General features: G+C 68.2%; 22 protein-coding genes. 7 read left to right on the top strand and 15 right to left on the bottom strand.

All coding sequences use genetic code 11. The annotated features are described in order from the left end of the window. Positions 1-33: 33 nt before the first annotated feature. Both AC24R4_RS02005 and AC24R4_RS02000 read right to left on the bottom strand, forming a co-directional pair. Positions 34-972, bottom strand: a complete 939-nt coding sequence (locus AC24R4_RS02005; RefSeq protein ID WP_487522102.1) for a sterol desaturase family protein — start codon at positions 970-972, stop codon at positions 34-36. A gap of 273 nt (positions 973-1,245) precedes the next feature. After that, positions 1,246-3,375 (bottom strand): TonB-dependent receptor, encoded by a 2,130-nt coding sequence (locus tag AC24R4_RS02000; RefSeq protein WP_400396541.1) that lies wholly within the window; start codon positions 3,373-3,375, stop codon positions 1,246-1,248. Positions 3,376-3,571: 196 nt separating this feature from the next. On the opposite strand from AC24R4_RS02000, the gene AC24R4_RS01995 reads away from it, so the two are divergent. Further along, on the top strand, positions 3,572-4,138 hold the full coding sequence (locus AC24R4_RS01995; RefSeq protein ID WP_487522101.1) for a hypothetical protein: 567 nt from the start codon (positions 3,572-3,574) through the stop codon (positions 4,136-4,138). Positions 4,139-4,166: 28 nt separating this feature from the next. On the opposite strand, the gene AC24R4_RS01990 is transcribed toward AC24R4_RS01995, so the two are convergent. The 5 genes from AC24R4_RS01990 to AC24R4_RS01970 form a co-directional block, all read right to left on the bottom strand. Further along, positions 4,167-4,592 carry a hypothetical protein gene (locus AC24R4_RS01990; RefSeq protein ID WP_066740307.1) on the bottom strand — a complete coding sequence of 142 codons (426 nt, stop codon included), beginning with the start codon at positions 4,590-4,592 and terminating at the stop codon, positions 4,167-4,169. Between the two features lie 342 nt (positions 4,593-4,934). Continuing rightward, the gene (locus tag AC24R4_RS01985; RefSeq protein ID WP_487522100.1) at positions 4,935-5,687 is read right to left on the bottom strand and encodes an endonuclease/exonuclease/phosphatase family protein; all 753 of its coding nucleotides are present in this window, start codon (positions 5,685-5,687) and stop codon (positions 4,935-4,937) included. Continuing rightward, on the bottom strand, positions 5,684-7,900 hold the full coding sequence (locus AC24R4_RS01980) for a VTT domain-containing protein (RefSeq protein ID WP_487522099.1): 2,217 nt from the start codon (positions 7,898-7,900) through the stop codon (positions 5,684-5,686). The genes AC24R4_RS01985 and AC24R4_RS01980 overlap by 4 nt, the downstream gene beginning before the upstream one ends. A gap of 154 nt (positions 7,901-8,054) precedes the next feature. Beyond that, positions 8,055-8,825: a helix-turn-helix transcriptional regulator gene (locus tag AC24R4_RS01975; protein WP_400396929.1), complete on the bottom strand. Its 771-nt coding sequence runs from the start codon at positions 8,823-8,825 to the stop codon at positions 8,055-8,057. Then, the gene (locus tag AC24R4_RS01970; protein WP_400396932.1) at positions 8,809-9,729 is read right to left on the bottom strand and encodes a DMT family transporter; all 921 of its coding nucleotides are present in this window, start codon (positions 9,727-9,729) and stop codon (positions 8,809-8,811) included. Before AC24R4_RS01970 ends, AC24R4_RS01975 begins: the two co-directional genes overlap by 17 nt. A gap of 184 nt (positions 9,730-9,913) precedes the next feature. On the opposite strand from AC24R4_RS01970, the gene AC24R4_RS01965 reads away from it, so the two are divergent. Then, positions 9,914-10,438: a cupin domain-containing protein gene (locus AC24R4_RS01965; RefSeq protein WP_487522968.1), complete on the top strand. Its 525-nt coding sequence runs from the start codon at positions 9,914-9,916 to the stop codon at positions 10,436-10,438. 19 nt (positions 10,439-10,457) lie between these two features. Here the strand turns inward: AC24R4_RS01965 and AC24R4_RS01960 are convergent, their stop codons facing one another. Next, on the bottom strand, positions 10,458-11,333 hold the full coding sequence (locus AC24R4_RS01960; RefSeq protein WP_487522098.1) for a LysR family transcriptional regulator: 876 nt from the start codon (positions 11,331-11,333) through the stop codon (positions 10,458-10,460). 93 nt (positions 11,334-11,426) lie between these two features. Between AC24R4_RS01960 and AC24R4_RS01955 the strand changes: the two genes are divergently transcribed. After that, the gene (locus AC24R4_RS01955; protein WP_400396616.1) at positions 11,427-12,536 is read left to right on the top strand and encodes an NADH:flavin oxidoreductase/NADH oxidase; all 1,110 of its coding nucleotides are present in this window, start codon (positions 11,427-11,429) and stop codon (positions 12,534-12,536) included. A gap of 61 nt (positions 12,537-12,597) precedes the next feature. On the opposite strand, the gene AC24R4_RS01950 is transcribed toward AC24R4_RS01955, so the two are convergent. Together AC24R4_RS01950 and AC24R4_RS01945 are read right to left on the bottom strand one after the other, a co-directional pair. Next, positions 12,598-14,088, bottom strand: a complete 1,491-nt coding sequence (locus AC24R4_RS01950) for a GntP family permease (RefSeq protein WP_487522097.1) — start codon at positions 14,086-14,088, stop codon at positions 12,598-12,600. A gap of 3 nt (positions 14,089-14,091) precedes the next feature. Then, entirely contained in the window at positions 14,092-15,135 is a 1,044-nt protein-coding gene (locus AC24R4_RS01945; RefSeq protein ID WP_487522096.1) for a patatin-like phospholipase family protein, read from the bottom strand. Positions 15,136-15,280: 145 nt separating this feature from the next. Here AC24R4_RS01945 and AC24R4_RS01940 point away from each other — a divergent pair, with 145 nt between their 5' ends. Further along, positions 15,281-15,550 carry a type II toxin-antitoxin system Phd/YefM family antitoxin gene (locus tag AC24R4_RS01940; RefSeq protein ID WP_066740286.1) on the top strand — a complete coding sequence of 90 codons (270 nt, stop codon included), beginning with the start codon at positions 15,281-15,283 and terminating at the stop codon, positions 15,548-15,550. Then, on the top strand, positions 15,547-15,816 hold the full coding sequence (locus AC24R4_RS01935) for a Txe/YoeB family addiction module toxin (RefSeq protein ID WP_487522095.1): 270 nt from the start codon (positions 15,547-15,549) through the stop codon (positions 15,814-15,816). The genes AC24R4_RS01940 and AC24R4_RS01935 overlap by 4 nt, the downstream gene beginning before the upstream one ends. A gap of 24 nt (positions 15,817-15,840) precedes the next feature. Here AC24R4_RS01935 and AC24R4_RS01930 read toward each other — a convergent pair whose 3' ends face one another. From AC24R4_RS01930 to AC24R4_RS01920, 3 genes are read right to left on the bottom strand one after another with little or no spacing between them, the layout of a single operon-like run. After that, positions 15,841-17,016: an L-rhamnonate dehydratase gene (locus tag AC24R4_RS01930; protein WP_400395998.1), complete on the bottom strand. Its 1,176-nt coding sequence runs from the start codon at positions 17,014-17,016 to the stop codon at positions 15,841-15,843. A 24-nt stretch (positions 17,017-17,040) separates the two neighbouring features. After that, entirely contained in the window at positions 17,041-18,066 is a 1,026-nt protein-coding gene (locus AC24R4_RS01925; protein ID WP_400395997.1) for a 4-hydroxythreonine-4-phosphate dehydrogenase PdxA, read from the bottom strand. Between the two features lie 38 nt (positions 18,067-18,104). Beyond that, positions 18,105-19,070, bottom strand: coding sequence for a Bug family tripartite tricarboxylate transporter substrate binding protein (locus tag AC24R4_RS01920; RefSeq protein WP_153947917.1), 966 nt, complete (start codon positions 19,068-19,070; stop codon positions 18,105-18,107). A 244-nt stretch (positions 19,071-19,314) separates the two neighbouring features. On the opposite strand from AC24R4_RS01920, the gene AC24R4_RS01915 reads away from it, so the two are divergent. Further along, on the top strand, positions 19,315-20,265 hold the full coding sequence (locus tag AC24R4_RS01915) for a dihydrodipicolinate synthase family protein (protein WP_487522094.1): 951 nt from the start codon (positions 19,315-19,317) through the stop codon (positions 20,263-20,265). A 16-nt stretch (positions 20,266-20,281) separates the two neighbouring features. On the opposite strand, the gene AC24R4_RS01910 is transcribed toward AC24R4_RS01915, so the two are convergent. Together AC24R4_RS01910 and AC24R4_RS01905 are read right to left on the bottom strand one after the other, a co-directional pair. Then, the gene (locus tag AC24R4_RS01910; protein ID WP_400396842.1) at positions 20,282-21,208 is read right to left on the bottom strand and encodes a LysR family transcriptional regulator; all 927 of its coding nucleotides are present in this window, start codon (positions 21,206-21,208) and stop codon (positions 20,282-20,284) included. Positions 21,209-21,304: 96 nt separating this feature from the next. Next, positions 21,305-22,759 carry an amidase gene (locus AC24R4_RS01905; protein WP_487522093.1) on the bottom strand — a complete coding sequence of 485 codons (1,455 nt, stop codon included), beginning with the start codon at positions 22,757-22,759 and terminating at the stop codon, positions 21,305-21,307. Between the two features lie 131 nt (positions 22,760-22,890). On the opposite strand from AC24R4_RS01905, the gene AC24R4_RS01900 reads away from it, so the two are divergent. Beyond that, on the top strand, positions 22,891-23,790 hold the full coding sequence (locus AC24R4_RS01900) for a LysR family transcriptional regulator (RefSeq protein WP_487522092.1): 900 nt from the start codon (positions 22,891-22,893) through the stop codon (positions 23,788-23,790). Positions 23,791-23,837: the final 47 nt, after the last annotated feature.

Genomic DNA, 23,837 nt, shown 5'->3' with positions numbered 1-23,837 from the left:
ACGCTGCCCGTTCTTCCGTTGCGACTCCCGCCGTTACTGCGCGACTGCCACCTTCCCATCCATTTCCGGATCGATCTGCTGCCCCCGTTGCAGCGTCTGCTGCTGGCGCAGTTCCTCGGTCGTGGTGCCCTGGCCGTTCGGTGCCCAGCCCGGAGGCATCGTCAGGTAGCCGATGGCGTTCGCCAGGCTGCCCGATGCCAGCATGTCCTTGCCCAGGCTGATCCAGTGTTCGAACTGGTTGACCAGCGGGTTGTGCGTGGTGGTCGGGTGCACCAGGCCGAAGCGGCACGGTTCGTCGTCGCGCTCCGCCACGTAGGTGCCGAACAGGCGGTCGAACAGGATCAGCACGCCGCCGTAGTTGGCATCGAGGTAGTCCACGTTGGAAGCATGGTGCACGCGGTGGGCCGACGGGGTGTTGAACACGTATTCGAGCCAGCCGAGCCTGGGAATCCAGGTGGTGTGCAGCCAGAACTGGTACAGCAGGTTCAGGCTCAGCGTGGCCAGTACCACCTCGGGGCGCACGCCCAGGAACACCAGCGGCGCGAAGAAGATGGCGGTGCCGGTGATCTTGCCGGTCCAGCCCAGGCGATACGCGGTGCCCAGTGTCAGTTCATTGGGCGAGTGGTGCACGGCGTGCGTGGCCCAGAAGAAGCGGATGCGGTGCGAGGCGCGGTGATACCAGTAGTAGCAGAATTCCTGGCCGACGAAGAGCAGCAGCACGGCCAGCGCGCTGTTGATCTCCACCGTGAAGATGCGGTGCTGCCAGGCCAGTGCAAAGATCGGCGTGGCCAGCGACAGCGGCAGGAAGGCCATCAGCTTGCGGCCGATCATGTCGACCAGCGACAGGCCCATTTCGTGCCACGGGTAGGTCTTGCCTTGCTGGCGGGCCTTGCGGGCCAGGAACGCGGCTTCGACCATCGACGCGGCGACGATGACGCCGGTGGCCAGCAGGGTGACTTGATGAAGTTGCATGATCGTCCTTTCGGTTTGGCGGTGACGCCTGGCGTAGCGGTCGCGGCGTCGGTGAGCCAAATGTAGGAGGCGATCGGGTGGGGCGCCATGCGCGAAGTATGTCGCCCTGTGTCACCACGCGGAAAGCCGCGCCGGGTAACGGTTTGCGGGCGATGGAGAGGGGCGCCCGGCGGCGCCGGTGACACAGGAGGATGCGGCGGAGCCGGCGCATCCTCCTGTCAGGCAGGGGGCAGGGGGCAGGGCGCCAGGGCCCGGCCATCGGCCGGATGGCCCTTACATGCGATACCGCACCGTCGCCATCACGCTGCGCGGGGCGCCGGGCAGGTTCAGGTTCGGGCTCGAACCGTGCCCCGAAACGATGTAGCCCTGGTTGAACAGGTTGTACACGTTGAGCTGGGCCTCGAACTTGCCGCGCCGATACCACGCCACCATGTCGGCGGTGACATAGCCCGGCAGCGTCACGGTGTTGGCCGGATCGGCCTGCCGCGCGCCCACCAGGTTCAGCCCGCCGCCCAGGCCGAAGCCGTGGCCCAGGTCCTTGGTGATCCAGACATTGCCGGAATGGCGCGGCGTCAGCGTGGCCCGCTTGCCTTGCAGCGCGGGCGTGGACTGCGTGACCACGGCATCCAGATAGGCATAGCCGGCCAGCATGCGCCAGCCGCCGCCCAGTTGCGCGGCACCGCTCAGTTCCAGGCCATCGGTGCGCTGCTCGCCGATCGGGATCAGCGCGGTACCGGTGGCGTTGGTCACCTTGATGTTGGTGCGCTCGATGCGGAACAGCGATACCGTGGTGCTGGCCTTGCCATCGAGGAAGTCATACTTGGCGCCCACCTCGGTATTGCGTGTGGTTTCCGGCGCCAGCTGGGCGTTGTTGGCGGCCAGCGAGAAGGCTTCGCCGGACGGCTGGAACGACCGGCTCCACGACAGGTAGTACGACTGCTGCTTCGATGGTTGCCAGACCAGGCCCGCGCGCGGGCTCCAAGCATTGTCCGTGCGCGACAGGTCGGCCTGTCCCGGCACGCGCTGGAAGGTCTCCTGCTCGAAGCGGTCGTAGCGCACGCCCACCAGCGCCTTCCACTGCTCCGAGAACTGGATCATGTCCTGCGTGTAGAGCCCCAGCGTCTTGAAGACGCCCAGGTTGCTCGTGCCGGGGTTGCCGCCGACCAGGCGCGGCAACGTGGGCAGTATCGGGTTGAACAGCGCAAAGTTCGCCACCGCGCCGGCCGAATTTCGCACCGGCGCCGTGTAGTTCATCACGTCCTTGTTCTGCTGGCCCACTTCCACGCCGTACAGCAGTTCGTGCTGCATGCCCAGGAATTGCGCCTTCTGGGTCAGGTCGGTCTGGTTGAACCAACCGTGCTCTTCACGATAGACATTGCCGTGGTTCATCGTGAAGGTCTGGGCCGCTTCGTTGACCGTGTTGGTCAGCGTGTTGTTCCGTTCCAGCGAGTAATGGTAGTAGCGCGTGGCATTGCGGATCGACCAGTTCTCGTTGAAGCGATGGTTGACCGTTGCCGTGCCCGAGTACACGCGGCTCTGGCTGTAGTCCGAATCGCGGGCATTGGCGGCGCCGTAGTACGTGGACGGGTCCACCGCCACCGGCCGGCCCTTGTACGCCGGAATGCCGAAGTCGGTGACGCGGCGGTCTTCCAGGTAGTCGGCCTGCAGCAATACCGTCGTCTGCGGCGCCAGGCGCAGTTCCAGCGACGGCGCCACGGCCGTGCGGTTCAGGAACTGCTGCGAGCGGTAGCTGTTGGCTTCCTCGTGGGCGGCCGTGATGCGGAAGGCCGCGGCACCATCCGCGAACACACGGCCCACATCGCCTTCGACGCGGCGATCGGCCCACATGCCATAGCTCAACGCGAAGTCCGTCACGTCCAGCCCCGGCTTCTTGGTCACGCGGTTGATCAGGCCACCCGACGAACCCCGGCCATACAGCACCGCGGCCGGCCCCTTGATGACCTCGACCCGATCGACGTTGGACAGATCGCGAAAGTACAGCGCGTCGTCGCGAATGCCGTCGACGAACTGGTCGGCAATGGCCGAAAAGCCACGAATCGATACCTGGTCGCGCTGTCCGTCGCCCGTCGAAAAACTCACGCCCGGCACGTTCTTGAGCACGTCCTGCATCGACGTGGCGTGCTGGTCCTGCATGACCTCGGCGGTCACCACGTTGACCGTCTGGGGAATGTCGCGCAGCGGGGCGTCGGTCTTGGTCGCGCTGACGGTGCTGGACGGGTTATACCCGGAGCCCAGTTCCTTGCTGGCGTCGGCCTTGACGGTGACCGCCGGCAGGTTTTGTGGTGCCGGCGTGGCGCTTTGCGCGTGAACCAGCCCGACGAGCAGGGCCGGGCAAGCGGCCAGCGACCGGGTAATACGGTGGGTGTGCGGATAACGGCTCATTTCCCTGGTGTAATGTCTTGTAATAATAAGAAATGGGAGCGATTATCATTTGCAAGTATCCCTGCGGTCAATGTGATTATTTCGGTGCAATGTCATGCAGCGTCCTAGGGGCGGGCACTAGCTTGTGTGCCCATCCATAAGCAATAGAATCAAGAGGCTGGGCGCACGCGCTCCGAAGGCAGGCGGGAGACGGGAAATGGTTGCTATACGCGGGATGCTCGCGGGAGTCGTGGCCGGGACGGCCCTGATGCTGGGCGGCTGCGTGGCCTATCCGGGCTATGACGCCTATGGCACGACCTACGGCAGCTATGCCGGCAGCTACAGCAGTTACACCGGCACGGGTGACGCCAGCTATCCGATCAACGCCTACGGCACGTTCTACAGCGGTTATCCGTACTACTACGGCAACTACTACGGCGGCTACTACGCCGGCTATCCCTACGGATATCCGTATGGCTACGCGGGCTGGCCGGTCTACAGCAGCATCTGGTTCGGCTACGGGTGCTGCGGGTATCGGGGGTACTACGGGGGGTACTACGGACATCGCGGCTACTACGGCTACCGTGGCGGGTATGGCTATCACGGTGGATATCACGGCGGCTATCACGGCGGCTATCACGGCTACGGCGGGGGCTACCGGGGGTACGGCGGCTACGGCGGCGCGTATGGCAGGGGATATGGCGGCGGGTATGGCGGTGGATATGGTGGCGCGTATGGCGGCGGCTACCGTGGCGGCGGCCGGGGGGGTGGCAGGGGCCGCTAGGCGGCCGCCCTTGGCTTGATCGTGGCGGCTACGGCAGCTGGCGCAGCTGGCCGATGACGGACATCAGCCTGCCGTGTGCCACCGTGACCGAGGCTTCGTCCTGCAGGGCTTCCTGATAGCGCCGGCGGAATGCCTGGTCGCCGTGTTCGCTGAACAGTTTCTGCGTGGCGCCGGCCACGGCGCGGCAGGTTTCATCGTGATGCTCGTCGCCGTCGAGTTCCTCGTCGATCTCGATGATCAGGCGCGACAACGGATCGAGCCAGCGGAAGAACGATTCTTCCGTCACCAGTTGCACAAACTGTCCTGCGGGAATCGGCCCATGCAGTCTTTCATACTGGCCGCGGTCATAGCCGATGACCTCCTTGTGGACCTGGAGCAACGCCGCCCGCAAGGCACGCAGCCCTGAGCGGCGGGTTTCCTGGGTAGCAAGGAACTGTTCGCTGGGCATGCCCATCTCCACTTTTCCTGTTCATGGGGCAGGCCGTATCGACATGACCTTCGGTGGCGTCCTCCCGGGGCCACCATTCACCCGCCCGTTGTTATCGGAAACACACGTCCACGCCCGATGGCATGCACGGTGTGCAAGTCAGTATAGGCAGCGTCATGGCCCCAATCTAGCGCGCCCGCCTAGCGAAATACCCGTATTGCGGCCCTGCGGCAACGGGTGCCCGCCATGCCGGACGCGCCCTGTGGCGCATGCCGGCGTTGCAGTGCAACGTTGCGCCTGCGCGTTGCGGCCGGCTTCGCCGCGGGTCATCGCTGCCCGGGTCGGGCGCGGGGCGGTATGCAACGGTTGCTATGCCGAAGTGAGCCGCATCCTGGCCAGCAGCGGCAGATGGTCGGACGCCAGCCGGGCCAGTGGCGTGCGATGGCTCGATACCGCCACCAGGTGGGCGCGCGGCGACGTCCAGATGCGGTCCAGCGCCAGGAACGGCAGCCGCGACGGGAATGTCGAGACATGCGGCGTGCGCTGGAAGTAGGCATGCAGCCAGCGCAGCGGGCGGCCCCACAGGAACCACTCGTTGACGTCGCCAAGCAGGATGGTCGGCTGCGCCGGCGCCTCGGCCAGCGCGGTCAGCAGGCGCCGCACCTGCCAGCGGCGTTCGCCCGGGCGCAGGCCCAGGTGCGTGGCGATCACGCGCAGCGCGAACGTGCCCGATTCGATGGCATTGCATTCCAGCAGTGCGTCGATGGCGCCGCGCGGCTCGCACCCCTTCACGCTCAGGTCGATCTGCCGCACCTTGAGCGGCGGGTAGCGCGTGAGCAGCGCGTTGCCGTAGTCGCCATCGTCGCGCACCAGCGTCGGGCCGGGAATCGCGTGCAGGCCGGTGTGCTGGGACAGGAAGCGCAGCATGTCGAACCCCGTGCCGCGCGTCTCTACCTCCTGCAGGGCAATCATGTCGGCACGCAGTTCGTTGATGACCTCGCAAATGCGCTTGGGCACGAAATGCCCATCGGTGCCGACGCCGCCGTGGATGTTGTAGCTGGCCACCGCGATATCGGCATGCAGCGCGGTTGGCGCCGCGTGGCGCGGCTCGCGGGCGGTCATCGGGCACCTTCGCCGGACGGCGGGCGGCAGCAGTGCGGCGGCTGCGGCGCGGTGCCGGCCCGCGCATGACCATGGGCCGCCCGGCTGCGCCGCTGGCGGCGGCGCCGCAACCCCCACCACAGCGCGGCGGGGATCAGCAGTACCAGCGCCAGCAGCGCGAACGTCTTCGGCTCGGGATGCTGGGCGACGGCCGCGATGCGGTCCACCAGCGACGCCGACACGATGATGCCCGGCGACATCCCGATGGCCGTGCCCAGCAGGCAGTCGCGCAACCGGATGCGCGACGCCCCGACCACCAGGTTGACCAGCGTGAACGGTGCCACCGGCACCAGCCGCAGCGCCACCATGGCCAGCAGGCCGTGCTGGCTCACCTTCTGGCTCAGGCGGTTCAGCCGCCGCCCACCAAAGCGCTGCACGGCGTTGCGCCCCAGCAGGCGTCCCACGGTGTAGCCGGCCGCCGTGCTGAGCACGGTCCCGGCCAGCGCAATCGCGCCACCGTACAGAGGCCCGAAAACCACCACGGTCACCACGATCAGTACCGTCACCGGGAATAGCGCCAGCCCGCCGGCGACAAAGGCGCCCATCATCGCCAGCGGGGCCATTGGCATGTCGTCCAGGCGTTGCACCAAGGCCAGCACGTGGCGGAAATCGGCCCATTCGCGCAACGGCGTGTAGTGCCAGGCAAAGACCACGCCGGCCAGCAGCAGCACGAATGCCACCAGCAGCGCCACACGGCTGGCCACATGCGGGCGGGCATCGGGACCGACGAACTCGGCCATGACCTGTTCGGCGTCGATGGGCTCCATCGGATCGAGCAGCGTGGCATCGGGCAGCGCGGCGTCCACGTTGTCGGGCACGGCGGGCGCAAAGGGTTGCAGCGTGCGCCCTTCGGGCCGATGCAGCGCGGCCAGCGCGGCGTTCAGGCGCGGGTGCGCGGCCATGGCCTGGTGCAGCGCGTCGGGCGTGACGGCCAGGTGCTCGCACAGCAGGCGGTCGCGCATGGCGCGGATGGCGGCGGCAACGCGCGGGTCGCCCCGGGATTCGATCGCCAGGTTGCACTCGGTATCGAGCCCGAACGAACGGTTGCTCAGGTTGGCGGAGCCGATGGTCAGCAGGCGGTCGTCCACGGCCATGATCTTGCTGTGCACGTTGACGCAGGCATCGCCCAGGCCGGGCACGTGCGGACAGTACAACTGGAAGCGCCCATCCGGATCGGCCGCGCGCAGGCCGCGATACAGGCGCGCCCGCAGCACGCCCATGCTGGCCTCTTCTAGCCAGCCGCTTTCGGTGCGGCGCGATACCAGGGCGATGTCCGGCGCGTCGGGCTCGCGCAGCCGCGCCGCAAACGCGTCGGCGATCAGCCCCGAGCTGAAGTACTGGTTTTCCAGGTAGATGCTGTCGCGGGCGGCGCCGATGGCATCGGTGTAGAGCGTGCGGATCTCGCTGATACCGGGTTCGTCGTCGCGCATGGGGAATGTGCGGCTGATACCGACCGGCACGTTGGTGATGTCGGGCGCCACCTGTTCGGGCCACAGGTCGGTGGCCGATGCCGCCAGAGGGGGTGGCACGCGCGGATGTCGTCCGGTCGCGCGCAGCCAGCGGTCGGCCGCGAGTTCGCCCAGCGCGTGCGCGGCCTCGCCATCGACCATGCACTGCACGTCGTGGAACGGCGCGTAGGGTTTGCCGTCGGGGTCCACGCGGCGCGGATCGTCCGGCAGGTGGTGGTGGGTGTCCCAGCGACGGATGGTCAGGTCCAGCCCGCCAACAAACGCCAGCCGATGGTCGATGACCACCACCTTCTGATGATGCGAGGCGCCCACGGGATGATTGCCGTCGAGGCAGAACGACAGCCGCCGGTGGGCTTGCCAGTGCGCCTTGGCGGCCGGCAGGAATTCGCGCTCCAGCGCGAACACCATCGCGTAATCCCAGCTCAGCACGTAGACGCGCAGGCCCCGGCGCCGGCGGCACAGGGCGTTGAGGAAGTCGCGCAGTTCGGCCGGCAGACCGTCGGTGGGCGATTCCGGCTGCAGCCGCGTACGGCTGTCGATATCCCAGCCAAGAATGAAGATGCTGTGCTCTGCGCGGGTCAGCGCCTGACGCAGCACCGGAAAATACGCATCGGCATCGACGAGCATCGCGAAGCGCGTGCACGGGGCCACGCGCCAGCAGTTGTGGCCCGGGCGCAGCAGGGAGGGTTCGGCAACGTTCGTCATGGCGAAGGGCTAGCTTCGCAAGTTCCGTACCGGTCGCGCAGCCGCGTGCTGCCGCGCGCCTGGGGCGGGGATCTCCCGCTATGCCAGTGCGCGGCGCGTGTGCGCGTCGTGGGCGCCTTGTGCGTCCCTTACCCGGCTTTGTAAAAGTTGCGCGTCAGGCCGCGGCGGCCATGCGCCACGCGGCCGGCGGCATGCCAAAACGCCGCGCGAAGGCGCGGGTGAAGGTGGTCTGGTCGGGATAGCCGACGCCCGACGCGATATCGGCCAGCGGCATCGTGCCGGCCATCAGCCACTGCACGGCCTGGTCCAGCCGCAGGCGCGTCTGATAGCCGTGGGGCGTGTCGCCGAATGCCTCGCAGAACAGCGTATGAAAGCGCCGGGCCCCCCAGCCGATGCGTGCGGCGAGCTGGTCCACCCGCAACGGCGTGGAAAGATGGGTGCGCAGGTAATGGTCGATGGCGCCCACCGGAAAGCGTGCCGCATCGGCCTGGCGGTCATCGAGACCGAGCATGGCGGACAGGCCGCCCGCCAGCGCCGCGGCCTGTTGCCAGGCATGCTGGGCCGGCGCGGTGCCGGACGCCTGATGGGCGGTGGCCAGCCGCCGGACACGCGTGGCAAAGGCGGCATCCATCGGGAACATGCGGGGCGTTGCCATCAGCCGCGCCGGCAGTGCCACGGAGCTTGAGGGAAAGTCGGCCACCAGTTGCAGGTTGTCGGTCAGGCCGCTGCACAGGTGGTGCATGCCGGCCGGGATGACCAGGCCGTGCGTGCCGTCCACCCGGTACGCGTGGCCGTCGATTTCCAGCTCGGTCTGGCCGTCCACGCCAAACAACAACTGGTGATAGTCGTGCGCGTGGCCGAACGGCCGGTGCGGGTAGCGGCGCGGTTCGACCAGGGGCGAGGCGTGCTCAACGAGCTTCGGCATGACGCGGCTTGCCCTGGGTCTGGCAGAGCCAGACGCCCACCCCGGCGATGGCCATGCCCAGCCACTGCACGGGCCCAAGGCGGTCGCCGAACAGCAGTGCGGCCTGCACGGCCGCCAGCGGCGGCGCCAGGAACATCAGCGCGGCGACATTGGCCGCCTGGCCGCGCCGCACCAGGCCCAGCAACAGCCACGTGCCCAGGCCGGACAGCACCACCGCGGCCCACGCCAGCGACATCCACAACGTGGGGCCGCCTTGCCAGCGCAACGCGCCGATGCCGCCCGAAGCACTCACGACCACGCCGGCCACCAGCAGCGCCCCGGCGTTTTGCCAGGCCGAACTGGCGCGGATATCCGCGCGGCGGATCGAGGTTTTCTGGAGCAGGGTTCCCATCGTGATCGAGACAATCGCCAGCACGCCGACCAGCACGATCCACGGGGACACCGCGTGCGGCGCGCCGGCCTGCATGGCTGGCAAGACTACCAGACCCACGCCCAGCGCGCCCAGCCCCAGCCCGCGCCAGGTGCGAGCGGTCGGCTGCTCGCCCAGCAGCGGGATGGCCAGCAGGGCGGTCAGCAACGGCTGCAGCGCGCCCAGCAGTGCCATGATCGATGGGGACAGGCCATGCGCCACCGCGCCATAGCCGGCGCACAGGTAGATGCCCTGCATCAGCGCGCCGGCCAGCAGATGGCGCGGCACCTGCGACAGCGGCGGCCATGCGGCGCGCCCGGCGGCGGCCACGGCGGCGGCCACGGCGGCGAACATCAGCGTGGCCAGCGCAAAGCGGGCCAGCAGGAACAGGCTGGTATCGGCCACCGGCACGACGGCCTTGCCGACGATGAAACCGGTGGACCAGATCAGGACAAAGGCCATGGCGGGCAGCCAGGCGGGAACGGGGCGCGACATCTTGGATCTTGGCAGGGGGCGGATTGCAGGCCCGGATCGTCATCGGCGGCGAAACGCGGGCGGATTTCCGGACATGGCCGGCAGACTAGCGCAGCGCGGCAGGGCTGTCTTGGCAAATCCTGCACTGTTCGCCCGGGGCACCATGGTATGGTGGCGGCCCGCCGTGCCACTGCCGCGCTTCACCATGACCGATACCCCGCAGCAACGCCTGATCGACGATCTTGGCCTGATTCCGCACCCGGAAGGCGGCTATTACCGCGAAACGTTCCGCGACGCGGCCCGTGTGCGGCGCCTGCCCGATGACGCCGAGCGTTCGGCTTCCACCGCGATCTACTACCTGCTGTGCGATACCGCCTTTTCGGCCTGGCATCGCATCCGCGCCGACGAGGCGTGGCACTTCTACGCCGGAGACCCGATCCACGTGCACTGGCTGACGCCCGACGGCGCGCTCGTCACGCACCGGCTTGGCAATCCGCTGGCGCGGCCCGGCACCGTGTTCCAGGCCGTCGTGCCGGCCGGCTGCTGGTTTGCCGCCGAACGCGTGCCCGCCCCGGAAGGCGCCGCCGGCTATGCGCTGGCCGGCTGTACGGTGGCCCCTGGCTTCGAGTTCAGCGAATTCGAACTGGCCGATCCCCTGCGGCTGGCGGCCTCGCACCCGGCGCATGCCGACGTGATCGCCCGGCTGGGCAGCCGGCCCCGCCAACGCTGAGGCACGTCGTTCCCCGCCACTACGCGGCAGTGTTCACCTGCGTGCGCAGGTAGTCCACCACGCGCGCCACGCGGGGCGCCAGGGCCCATTCCGAGCGGTGGATCAGCCAGAGTTTGTCGATCACCGGCGCGTGGCAGTCCAGCACCCGGATCTGGTCCTTCTGCACGAAGGCCTCGCGCGCATAGCGCGGAATCACGGTAAAGCCAAAGCCGCGCGCCACCGGTTCCAGCATCAGGCTCACCTGGTTGCTGAACCCCCGGCAGGGCAAGGTATGCACGCCCGGATTGCCCGGATAGTGCCGGCTCAGCAGGCGGTTGGCCATGGTCTTGCCGTCGGGATGGTCGACAAAGCCGATGCGCTGCAGATCGTCCCAGCCCTGCACCTGTTCGCCCGCCGGATAGACCAGTTCCAGGGGTTCCTCGCTAAAGGGCGTCGCGGTCAGCCGGGGATCGTCGGGCTTGAGCGACACCAGCCCCACGTCGAAGCGGTTTTGCAGCACGCCTTCCAGCACCTCGGCGTCGGGCGCGAAACGGTGGCGGATGATCAGTCCCGGCGTCTTGCCTTGCAGGTCCAGCAGGCGCGGATACAGGAACAGGCCAATGCTGCCGGGCGTGATCAGCCCGACCACGCCGGACTCGCCATCGTCGACCAGCCGGGCGCGCAGGCGGTCGTTGGCCAGTTCCATGTCGGCGCAGTATTCCAGCAGCGCGCGGCCGGCCGGCGTCAGTTCCAGCGCACGCGGGCGGCGGATCAGCAGCGGACCGAGCGCATCCTCCAGATGCCGGATGTGCTGGCTGACGGCGGCCTGGGTCAGGCCCAGCTCGTCGGCTGCGCTGGTAAAGCTGCCGGTTTGCGCCAGCATGGCAAACGAGCGCAGCCATTGGGGGTTGAGCATAATGAACTCTTATCGAAGTGATAACGCGTAGACGGTTTTCATTATAGCGGCGCGTGGCTAATATCGCTGCATTGCAACATGCAGAGACCATACATGACTACGCCTGCACTTTTCACCCCGTTCACCCTGAAAGACGTGACGCTGCGCAACCGCATCGCGGTGCCCCCGATGTGCCAGTACAGCGCCATCGACGGTGTTACCAACGACTGGCACCTGTCCCACTACGCCGGCCTGGCCCGTGGCGGCGCCGGCCTGGTGATTGTCGAGGCCACGGCGGTGTCGCCGGAAGGCCGCATCACGCCGGGATGCACGGGGCTGTGGAATGACGAACAGGCCGTCGGCATGGCACGCATTGCCGAGGCCATCAAGGCGGGTGGTGCCGTTCCCGGCATCCAGATCGCCCATGCCGGCCGCAAGGCCAGCGCCAACCGTCCTTGGGAAGGCGACGACCATATTCCCGAGGGCGACGACCGTGGCTGGAAGACCATCTCGCCGTCGGCCAAGCCGTTCGGCGGCAACCTGTCGAAGATGCCCGAAGCGATGACGCACGACGATATCGCCCGCATCCAGGCCGATTTCGTGGCCGCCGCCCGGCGCGCCCGCGACGCCGGCTTCCAGTGGCTGGAACTGCACTTCGCACACGGCTATCTGGCGCAGAGCTTCTTTTCGGTCCACGGCAACGCGCGTACCGACGAATACGGCAAGGACGCCATCGGCCGAGGCCGCTTCCTGCTCGAAACGCTGGCCGCCGTGCGCGAGGTGTGGCCGCGGAACCTGCCGCTGACCGCCCGTTTCGGCGTGATCGAGTATGACGGCAACGACGAGCAGACGCTCAAGGATTCGATCGAACTGGTGCGCGCCATGCGCGAGGGCGGCCTGGACATGCTGAACGTCAGCGTCGGCTTTTCCACGCCCGATGCCAACATCCCCTGGGGCCCGGCATTCCTGGCGCCGATCGCCGAGCGCGTGCATCGCGAGGCCGGCCTGCCGGTGGCGTCGTCGTGGGGCATCGACGACCCCGTGGTGGCCAACCGCGTGGTCGAGCAGGGCCAGATGGATCTGGTGATGGTGGGCCGCGCCATGCTGTCGAACCCGCACTGGCCGTACCAGGCCGCGATGAAGCTGGGCGTGGAGCGTCCGTCGTGGGTGCTGCCCGCGCCGTACGCCCACTGGCTGGAACGCTACCGCGTACAGTCGGCCTGATCGGGCTGATGGGCCGGAGCGTCCGGAGCGGCCCGGAAGCTGTGCCGGGGCACTGGCCGGGTCAGAACGATCCGACCAGTGTGCCGAGCACGATGACGGCCACCAGCGCCAGCAGCGGCCCGACGATGCCGACCATCACGATGCCGCCGTAGCTTTGCTTGTGCGTGGTGCCGCAGACGGCCAGCAGCGTGACCACTGCGCCGTTGTGCGGCAGTGTGTCGAGCGTGCCGGCACTCATCACGGCCACGCGGTGCAGCACGGCGGGATCGAGCCCGATTTCCAGCGCCCGCGCCAGGTAGGTGCCGCCCAGCGCATCGAGCGCGATGGTCAGGCCACCCGACGCGGAGCCGGTCAGCGCCGACAGCACGTTGGTGGCCACGGCCAGCGATACCAGCGGGCCACCTTCGATCGACAATACCCAGTCCCGTACCACGGCAAAGCCCGGCAGGCCCGCCACCACGGCGCCAAAGCCGACCAGGCTGGCCACGCTCAGCACCGGCAGGGCTGCGGCGTGCGCACCGGCGCCCATGGTTTCGCGCAGCGCGGTCAGGCGCCGCCAGTTCAGCAGCACCAGGCAAACGATGGCCGCCGCCAGCGCGACGATCACCGACCACACCCCGCCCACGGCCTGCAACGACGTGGCGCCCCATTCCGGCAGCGCCAGATAGTCCGCATCCAGCCGCGGCAGGACGACCAGGCTCATGGTCAGGTTCACCGCAATCACCACGGCCAGCGGCAGCAGCGCCACCAGCGCGCCGGGCGGCTCGGCGCTGCGCCGGCCATGCCGCGCTTCGGCCGGATCGAACTCATGTGCGGTGCTGGCGCGCTCGCGGATCAGCGGGCGTTCGGCCACCTCGGCCACCTGAACCACCTGGGCCACCTCGCCCACCTCCCCGACGCCATCGGGCAATCCCCCGCCATAGCCTTCCCCCTTGCGGCGCGCGGCAGCTTCGCAGCGCGCCAGCCACCACATGCCGAATGCCAGCATGATCAGGCTGGCGATGATGCCCAGCCCTGGCGCCGCGAACGGCGTGGTGCTGAAGAACGGCATCGGAATCGCGTTCTGGATCGCCGGCGTGCCGGGCAGCGCCGACATCGTGAAGGTCGAGGTGCCCAGCACGATGGCGGCCGGCATCAGCCGGTGCGGGATGTCGGCCGCGCGAAACAGCGCATGGGCCATCGGCGCCAGCACGAAGAACGCCACAAACAGGCTGACACCCCCATAGGTGAGGAGGGCGCCGGCCAGCACCACGGCCAGTATCGCGCGGCGGGGGCCGAGCGTGCGCGTCATCCAGTCGGCAATCGCGGTGACCGATCCGCTGTCATCCATCAGCTTGCCGAACAGCGCGCCCAGCAGGAACAGCGGAAAGAACTGGGCGACGAAGCCCGCCGCCGTGCCCATGAAGGTCTGCGTCCAGTTGGCCAGCAACGGGTCGCCCGCCGTGGCGGCCGCCAGCAGCGCGGCGGCCGGGGCGATCAGCAGGATGCTCCAGCCCCGGAACGCCATCCAGACCATCGCCGCCAGGGCGATGACGATGCCTGGCAAGTCCATGGTTCAGACCTCCCGCAGCAGTTCGTCCAGATCGAACGAGGACTGGTTGCCCAGCGCGTCGCCATGCATGGCCAGGAACTGCCCGGCCGCCGCGCGGCCTTCGTCGCGCAGCATGCACAGGAACGGCCATTCGGCATTCATCTTCGACGACGACCCGAATTCGGCCATGCGCTCGCTGGCAATGCGGTGGATGCGCATGTCGGCCCACTGGGCGCCCTCGGCAGCGCCAGGGTCGGCCACGCGCTGCAGCACGGCGATCATGCGCAGTTCCTTGAGCAGGGCGGCGTTGAAGGAGATCTCGTTGACCCGGCTCAGGATGTCGCGCGCCGAGCGGGGCACGCCGGCGCGCGCCACCGGGTTGATCTGCACGAGGATGGTGTCGCGCGACTGGCATTCGTGCACCAGCGGCGTGATGGTGGGATTGCCCGCATAGCCGCCATCCCAGTACGGCACGCCGTCGATCTCCACGGCCTGGAACACCGTGGGCAGGCAGGCCGATGCCAGCAGCACGCTGGCCGTGACTTCCGTGTTCTTGAATACGCGGCCACGGCCCGTTTCCACATTGGTGGCCGTGACAAACAGATGAATCGGCGCCTGGGCCAGCACATCGAAATCGATGGTGGCCTGCAGCACCTCGGCCAGCGGATTGCTGCCGGCCTTGTTGAGGTCATAGGGCGACCAGATGCGCGCGGCCAGGTCGGCGGCGACGAACAGCGGGGAATTGTCGAGCGTCCAGCGGCCCAGGATCACGTCGAGCGGGGTGCGGCGGAACGGGCTGAAGCGGGCGGCATCGGACACCCGCTGCCAGAACGCTTCCAGCGCCCGGCGGGCGCCTGCCCGGCCATCGAGCGCATGGCCGTAGACCAGCACGGCGGCATTCATCGCCCCGGCCGACGTGCCCGATATCCCGTCGATATCGAGCCATGGCTCTTCCAGCAGGCGATCGAGCACGCCCCAGGTAAAGGCGCCGTGGGCGCCACCGCCCTGCAGCGCCAGGTCGATCAGCAGCGGCTCGCGCGCCGCGGCGGTCTTGCCTTCCTCGTTCATCCGACGCTCCCGAAGGTGACTCACGTGAGGTACAAGCCGCTCTATTATTTGTTGTGCAGTGCAACTTGAGCAAGGTTGACTGTTGGACCGGGGCCAATGCCGCTATACTTGTACAGCTAATTGGACATGTATTGGGAGTGATGAAATGCGCACAGTTCATTTTTCAGACGCCCGCAACAATCTCAAGGCAGTCATCGATCAGGCGATTGAAGACCACGACGCCGTGCTGATCACGCGCCGGGATGCGCCGAACGCAGTGATCATGTCGCAGGAGCAATACGATAGTTGGGCGGAAACGATCTACCTGCTGAACTCTCCGGCGAACGCCGCTCACCTTGCCCGTTCCATGGAACAGTTGCGCGCAGGCGAGATGCAGCAGCGGAAACTCGTCGACCCGGACGATGCGGCCGAATGACGCGCAACATCCTGTTCACGGCCGATGCGTGGGAGCAGTACCTGTTCTGGCAGGGCCAGGACCGCAAGACGTTGAAACGGATCAATCAACTGGTCGAAGACGCGCGGCGGTCTCCATTTGAAGGCATCGGCAAGCCCGAACCCCTGAAAGGAAACCTGACAGGCTTTTGGTCACGGCGCATCGATGACACAAATCGCCTTGTCTACCAGGCCGACGACGCGGCGGTGTCCATCGTCAGCTGCCGCTATCACTATGGCGACAGGTGACGATGGTGTGGGCCTTCCCGGCAATCACCCGATAATCTCGAACTGGTCGAAATACGCCTCGTTGAGCGACAGGCCCAGTCCAGGCAGGTGGTCGTCCAGCTGCAGGTAGCCGTTGTCCGGCGCGGGTTCGCCCTGGAAGATGTAGTAGAACAGCTCGTTGCCCACCTCCACGTCGTGGACCGGGAAGAACTCCGACATGGGCGATGCCGTGGACGCCATGGTCAGGTGGTAGTTATGCATCTGGCCGGCGTGGGGGATCACGGGCACCGACCAGGCCTCGGCCATCGCGTTGATCTTCTGTGCCGCGGTGATGCCGCCCACGCGGTTGGTGTCGTACTGGATCACGTCCACCGCGCGCCGTTCCAGCAGGTCCTTGAAGCCGTACGACGTGAATTCGTGCTCGCCGCCCGAGATCGGGAACGGGCTCATCTTCTTCAGTTCGGCGTAGCCCTCGATGTCGTCGGCGATGACCGGCTCCTCCAGCCAGCGCGGATTGAATTCGGCCAGGCGCGGGATCATGCGGCGGGCGTATTCGAGCGTCCAGCCCATATAGCACTCGAGCATGATGTCCACGCCATCGCCCACCAGCTCGCGCAGCAGGCGCACCTGTTCCAGGTTCTTCCGCATGCCGGCCGGGCCGTCCTTGGGGCCATAGCCGAAGCGCATCTTCATCGCCGTGAAGCCCTGATCCAGGTAACGCTGGGCTTCGCCCAGGAAGGCGTCGCGGTCATCGTTGTTGTAGAGCTTCGACGCGTAGCACCAGATCTTCTCCTTGGTGCGGCCGCCCAGCAGCTTGAACACGGGCCGGCCGGTGGCCTTGCCCATCAGGTCCCACAGCGCGATATCGACGGCCGAGATCGCCGCCATGCCGATGCCCTTGCGGCCCCAGGCATGGGTGCGGCGGTACATCTTCTGCCACAGGTATTCGTTGTCGAACGGGTCCTGTCCGATCACGATCGGCGTCAGGTACTGGTCGACGATCTGTTTGGCCACGCGCGGGGCCAGCGCGCAGTTGCCGATGCCCACATGGCCGTCGTCGGTTTCCACCTCGACCACGAGCCAGTCGTGGAAGCGGAACGACCCCATGGCGTCGCCGCGGTCGTACAGGATGTCGGTGGCATTGGTGCAGAAGTGCGCCTGCGGCGGCACCGTCTTGCCTTTCCATTGAAAGACGCGGGCGCGGACGTTGGTGATTTTCATGGTGGAGTCCTGGTGGCGATGGGGTCAGGCGGCGCGGGCATCCGCCAGCCGGCGGGCGCCCATCTGGCAGGCCAGGTGGAACGCTTGCAGCGTGGCGCCCGGATTGGCCCGGCCCTGTTGCGTGATGTCGAAGGCGGTGCCGTGGGCCGGCGTGGTGATCGGCACGGGCAGCCCGCCCTGCACCGTCACGCCGCGCGAGAAGCCCATCAGCTTGATGCCGATCTGGCCCTGGTCGTGGTACATCGTGACGATGGCATCGAACTGGCGCTGGTCCGGGCCGCCCTGGACCTTCAGGAAGATGGTGTCCGCCGGGAACGGGCCTTGTGCCGCCACGCCGCGCGACTGCGCCTCGGCCACGGCCGGGCCGATCACGTCGATTTCCTCGCGGCCGAATGCGCCGTTGTCGCCGTTGTGCGGGTTCAGGCCGCATACGGCGATGCGCGGGGTCGCCACGCCGGACCGGCGCAGCGCGTGGTCGATCAGGTCGATGGCGTCGCGCACGCGGGCCGGGGTGATCAGCGCGGGCACCTCCTTGATGGCGACGTGCGAGGTCACGCGCGACGTCCACAGGCCGTCCAGCACATTGAATTCGCAGAACGGGCCGCCATAGCCCAGCTTCTCGGCAAACCAGTGCAATTCGTCGCTGTGGCCCATGCCGGCCGCATGCATCGAACTCTTGTTGAGCGGGCCGAACAGGATGGCATCGGCCTGGCCCGCCTGGGCCAGCGTGATCGCCACCGGCAGCGTACCGAGGCAGTAGCGCCCGCCTGCGGCGCTGGCCTCGCCGCGCGGGTAGGCCGGCTTGTCGTCGAGGTTCCAGTGATACAGGCGCGGGCCCTGCTCGGTGCCCTGGAAGTCGGGCCGCTCCACTTCGGGCAGCGACAGGCTCACGCCCGCCACGTCCATGCCGCGCCGCCATTCCTCGCGGTCGGCAATCAGCAGGATGCGCGCCTGCGCGGCAACGGGGTCGGCCAGCAGCCGGGCGATCAGTTCGGGGCCGATGCCGGCGGGGTCGCCGAGCACCATGGCAATACGGGGGCGTTGGGGCATGTTTCGGTCCATCAGAGGATTGCGTCCATTCAGTCCATTCAGTCCAGTTTCACGCCGAGTTCGGCGATCAGCTTGCCGTAGCGCGCATATTCGCTGCGCGAGAAGGCGTCGAACTGGGCGGGGTCCATCGCGCCGGGCACGGCCCCCACGTCGGCCAGGCGGCGGACGGTGTCGGGGTCCTTCATGACCTGGGCCATGGCGGCGCTGATTTTCTGCAGCGTGGCCGGGGGCGTGCCGGCGGTGGCGTAGACGCCGTACCAGGTATTGGCCTGGATGTCGGGCACGCCCGCTTCCTTCAGCGTGGGTACGTTGGGCAGCAGCGCCGAGCGTTTGTCGGACGTCACGGCCAGCGCGCGCAGCTTGCCGGCCTTGATATGGTTGATGACCGACGGCATGGTCTCGAAGCTCATGTCCACCTGGCCGCCCATCAGGTCCACCAGCCCGCTGGCGCTGCTCTTGTAGGGAACATGAAGCATCTTGCCGTGGATCTGGTGCACGAAGGCCGCCGCCGCCAGATGCTGCGTGCTGCCGACGCCCGACGAGCTGTAGCGGTACTTGTCCGGGTTGGCCTGGATCTGGGCCACCAGCGTCCTGGCGTCATGGACCGGCAGCTGGTTGTTCACCACCAGCACGTTGGGCACCTGGGCCACCAGGGCCACGGGCACCAGGTCCTTCAGCGGGTTGAACTGCAGCTTGAGCAAGTGCGGCGCGATGGCCTGCGACGTCGACACGCCCATCAGCAGCGTGTTGCCGTCGGGCGGGGCCTTGGCGGTGATGTCGGCGGCGATGGTGTTCGATGCGCCGGGGCGGTTGTCGACCACCACGGGCTGCTTCAGGATGGCGGACAGCTTGTCCGAGACGATGCGCGCCATGATGTCGGTGCCGCCGCCGGGCGCGGCGCCCACCATCATGCGGATCGGGCGCGCGTCGTCGGCCCGGGCGCATGGCGCCGCCATGCCAAACACCGCGATACCGGCCAGGGTGCCGGCCATCCATGTCTTCATGATTGTCTCCGTCGATGGGCAGTCTGCGCTGCGTGACGTCCACTATACGGAGATGAGTACCCCCCGAAAACTGAGCATTTCTGAAGCGGCGATAAGCGGCGGTGATATCGGGGTTAACGCGGCGTCGGCGCACTGGCCCGCCGCCGAGCGATCACCGCAGGCGATCGGGGTATCCGCAGGATTCAATAGGCAGGCCAGCGGGCGGCCCGTATATTTGGCGGCACAAGACAACCAGGAGACCCGCATGACCCAGATTCCGGCCCGCAGTCCTACCCCAACCCCGACCCAGTATCGCGGCGTGTTCCCGGTGGCGCCCACGATCTTCGACGCCCAGGGCGGGCTGGACCTGGACGGCCAGCGCCGCTGCATCGACTTCATGATCGATGCCGGGTCGCACGGCATCTGCATCCTGGCCAACTTCTCCGAGCAGTTCGTGCTGACCGACGACGAGCGCCAGCGGCTGATGACCACCGTGCTCGATCACGTGGCCGGCCGCGTGCCGGTGATCGTCACCACCACGCATTTCAGTTCGCGCATCTGCGCCGAGCGCAGCCGCGCCGCGCAGGACGCCGGTGCCGCCATGGTGATGGTCATGCCGCCGTACCACGGCGCCACGATCCGGGTGCCGGAGCGCAGCATCTACGAGTTCTTTGCCACGGTATCGGCGGCCATCGACATCCCGATCATGATCCAGGATGCGCCGGTCAGCGGCACCACGCTGTCGGCGCCGTTCCTGGCCCGCATGGCCCGCGAACTGGCCCATGTGTCGTACTTCAAGATCGAGGTGCCGCAGGCGGCCGCCAAGCTGCGCGAACTGATCGCGCTGGGCGGCGACGCTATCGTGGGGCCTTGGGACGGCGAGGAAGCCATCACGCTGATGGCCGACCTGGAAGCCGGCGCCACCGGCGCCATGACCGGGGCCGGCTACCCGGACGGCATCCGCCAGATCCTCGATGCCTGGCAGGCCGGCGATGCCGACGCGGCGGCCGACCGCTACCAGCAATGGCTGCCGCTGATCAACTACGAAAACCGACAGGGCTGGCTGGCCACGGCCAAGGTGCTGATGCAGGAAGGCGGCGTGATCCGCTCGGATGCCGTGCGGCATCCGCTGCAGCCGATGCATCCGGCCACGCGCGAGGGTTTGCTGAAGGTGGCGCGCCGGCTCGATCCGCTGGTGCTGCGCTGGGGACGCTGAGCCGGCCGGGCGGTGGTCAGGCGGCGTGGGCGCGCAGGGTATCGATCAGCAGGCTCATCGACGCCGACACCGGGCGCCCGCGCCGGGTGACGATGCCGTACGGCCCGAGCTTGATCGGCAGGGGCAGCGGCAGCACGGCCAGCGCGCCCAGCTGCGCGTAGTAGGCGGCCACCGATGCGGGCAGCACGGCAATCAGTTCACTGTCGATCAGCAGCGAGGTGGTCATCAGCACGGCTGCCGTCTCGATGGTCGATGGCGGTGCCGGCACGCCGGCGTCCTCGAACGAGCGGTCCAGCAGCGCCCGCATCGGGCTGGGGCGGGGCTGCATGATCCACGGATACCGGGTCAGCTCGCCAAACGCCAGTTCGCTGCGTGTTGCCAGCGGGTGCTGCGGCCCGACCACGATGGCCAGGCCCTCGTCGCCAAGCTGCTCGAAATCCAGCGCGCTGCTGTCCCAGCCCTCGGGCACGCGGCCCAGCACGATGTCGAGCTGGTCGCGCTCCAGTTGCGGCATCAGCACGTCGCTGGTGTCCACCTGCACGGCGATCTCAAGCTGCGGGTGGTCGCGGTTGAGCTGGCGGATGGCGCTGGCGAGCAGCCCCGGCGTGGGCGCCATCACCGCGCCCACGCGCACCCGGCCGATCTTGCCCGCTTCCAGCGCCACCAGTTCATCGCGCAACCCGGCCATGTCGGCAAACACGAGCTTGGCGTAGCGCGTGGCCGCGCCGCCAAAGCGCGTGGGCCGCAGGCCGCGCGCGTGCCGCTCGAACAGCGCCACGCCGAGCAGGTCTTCCATGTCCTGCAGCATCTTGCTGACCGCCGGTTGGGACAGCGTCAGGGCCTCGGCCGCCTGGCGCAGCGAGCCGCGTTCCTCGATGGCGACCAGCAGGCGCAGGTGCTGCATCTTCAGGCGGTTGTGCAGGGCGGAGACGGACGGAATCATGGGGCGGTGATGGCGACGTGGAGCAGGGCTGGCGCGTCATTCTAATGCGTCGGCCCCACCGCCCGGCCCGGGCTCCACATCCGCCCGGCCCGGGCTTCACGTCCGGCCCGCCCAGACCGCCGGAAGCCGGCCGGCCCATGGGTGTGCCTGCTCGATCTGGCCGGCCAGGCGCAACAGCGTCGCTTCCTGCCCGAAGCCGGCGCCGAACTGGATGCCGATGGGCAACCCGGCATGCGGCCCCGTGGGCGCCGTGGCCATCGGGACGGACATCGCGGGCAGGCCCGCCACGTTGAAGGCCGGTGTGAACGGCGAGTGCCGGAACACGCGCGCGGTCCATGCCAGGCCGTCCATCTGTTCGGCGCCGGCCGCATAGGTGCCCACGGGCTCGGGCAGGTCTGGCATGGTGGGCGTCATCAGAATGTCGGTCTCGGCAAACCAGCCGGCCGTGGCGCGCGTGACGGCGTTGCGGATATCCAGGGCCGCCGCGAAGGCGGTGCCGGTGACACGCTGGCCGTAGCGATAGGCCGCCAGCGTGGCAGGTTCCAGCGTATCGGCATCCACGCGCCGGCCGGTCTGCGCGGCGATGGCGTCGATCCAGTTCACCAGCGTGGCACACCAGATTTGCGCGTTGGCATGGACGAAGGCGTCCCAGGACACCCCAAGCGCCGGGCGCACCAGTTCGACGTGATGGCCCAGACCGGCCAGCTTGCGGGCGGCATCGGCGGTGGCATCGGTCACAACTTGTGACACCGCGCCATCGTTCCAGGGCGCCAGCATCAGCCCGATGCGCAGGCGTCCCGGGTCGCGGCCGACCTCGGCGAGGAAGGGCCGCGCGGGGGCCGCCGTGTGGTACGGCTCGCCGGCTGCGGTGCCGTGGATGGCATCGAGCAGCGCGGCGCTGTCGCGCACGGTGCGGCTCAGGCCGCCTTGCACGCCAAGCCCGACAAAGACCTCATCGAGTGCCGGACCGTTCGAGACCCGCCCGCGCGTGGATTTGAGGCCGAACAGGCCTGTGAACGATGCCGGCACGCGGATCGATCCCGCCGCATCGGTGGCGTGGGCCAGCGGCACGATCCCGGCCGCCACGGCTGCGGCGGCCCCACCGCTGGAACCGCCCGCGCTGCGCTGCGTATCCCACGGATTGCGGGTCTGGCCCTGTTGCACCGATTCGGTGGCCGTGCTGAACGCCATTTCAGGCGTTGCCGTGCGGCCCAGCGTGACCAGCCCGGCGGCGCGCAGCCGCTGCATCAGGTTCGAATCGTTCGGCGCCACCAGCCCGGCCGCCAGCCGCGACCCCAGTTCCAGCCGCTTGCCGGCCATGGCGATGGCCAGGTCCTTGATCAGGAAGGGCACGCCGGCCAGCGGCCCATCGACCGAAGCCTGTCCGGCGTCGGCCAGCGGCCAATGCTCGACCACCGCGCCGATGGCGGGGTTGACCGCTTCGATTGCCGCGCGTGCCAGTTCGGCCAGCTCCTGGGCTGTGACTTCCTTGCGGGCGACAAGGGCGGCCAGGCCCAGCGCGTCGTGGGTAACGTATTCGCTCAGTTTCATGTTGGCTCCAGCTTGCAGGGGAATGTGCGCATCGTAGGGACGGCCGCGCATGCTGATTAGTCCTCGGAAATGGGCGTGATTGAGCCATTGATGGGACAATCTCCGCCTCTTTGCTTTCGGGAGTGGACCGCATGGCCGCGGATCTCAACGACACGCTGATCTTTGTGCGCGTGGTGCAGGCGGGCAGCTTCACGGCCGGGGCGCGGCTGCTGAAGATGCCCAAGACCACCGTCAGCCGCCGGGTGATGGCGCTGGAAACGCAACTGGGTGCCCAGTTGCTGCATCGGACCACGCGCCGGCTTGGGCTGACCGAGGCAGGCGGGCTGTACTACGCCCATGCGCGCGACATGGTGCGCCAGATCGACGACGCCGAGGCGGCGGTCCACCAGTTGCAGGCGGGCCCGCGCGGCTGGTTGCGCGTGACGCTACCATATTCGTTCGGGGCGGCGTGGATCGCGCCGTTGCTGGCGGATTTCCGAACGGCCTGTCCCGAGGTCAGGCTCGAAATCCTGGCTACGCATGTGCCGCTCGACCTGGTGGCCGATGACATCGACGTGGCGCTGCGCCTGGGCGTGCTGCCCGATTCCGATCTGGTGGCGCGCCGGCTCGGCAGCTTTGCCACGGGCGTCTATGCCAGCCCCGGCTATCTGAAGCGCGCCGGCATGCCGGTGCACCCGTCCGACCTCGTGCGCCATGCCACGCTGGCCCTGCACCAGGCGCGGCGCGAGCGCGGCTATGCGTGGCCGCTGCGCAGGGACGGCGGGCGCACCCAGTCTTTCGCCGTGGACCCGGTCATCGTCGCCAGCGATCCCGCGCTGCTGCACGATGCGCTTTGCGCGGGGCAGGGCCTGTCGCTGGCCATGCACCGGAGCATGGCCGCCGACGTCACGGCGGGACGGCTGCGGCGCGTGCTGCCCGAATGGACCGGACCTGCGCAGGATTTCAACGCGGTGTTTCCGCGCGGTGCGGTGGCATCGCCCAAAGTGCGCGCCTTTGTGGATTTCCTGCGTGCGCGGCTGGGGGCTGACTGACACACCCGGGTGCGGTAAATCTTCCACACCCGCGCGCAGGTCTACAT

Source organism: Cupriavidus sp. CER-90 (assembly GCF_057652055.1).
This window is presented reverse-complemented; position numbering and strand designations above follow the sequence as displayed.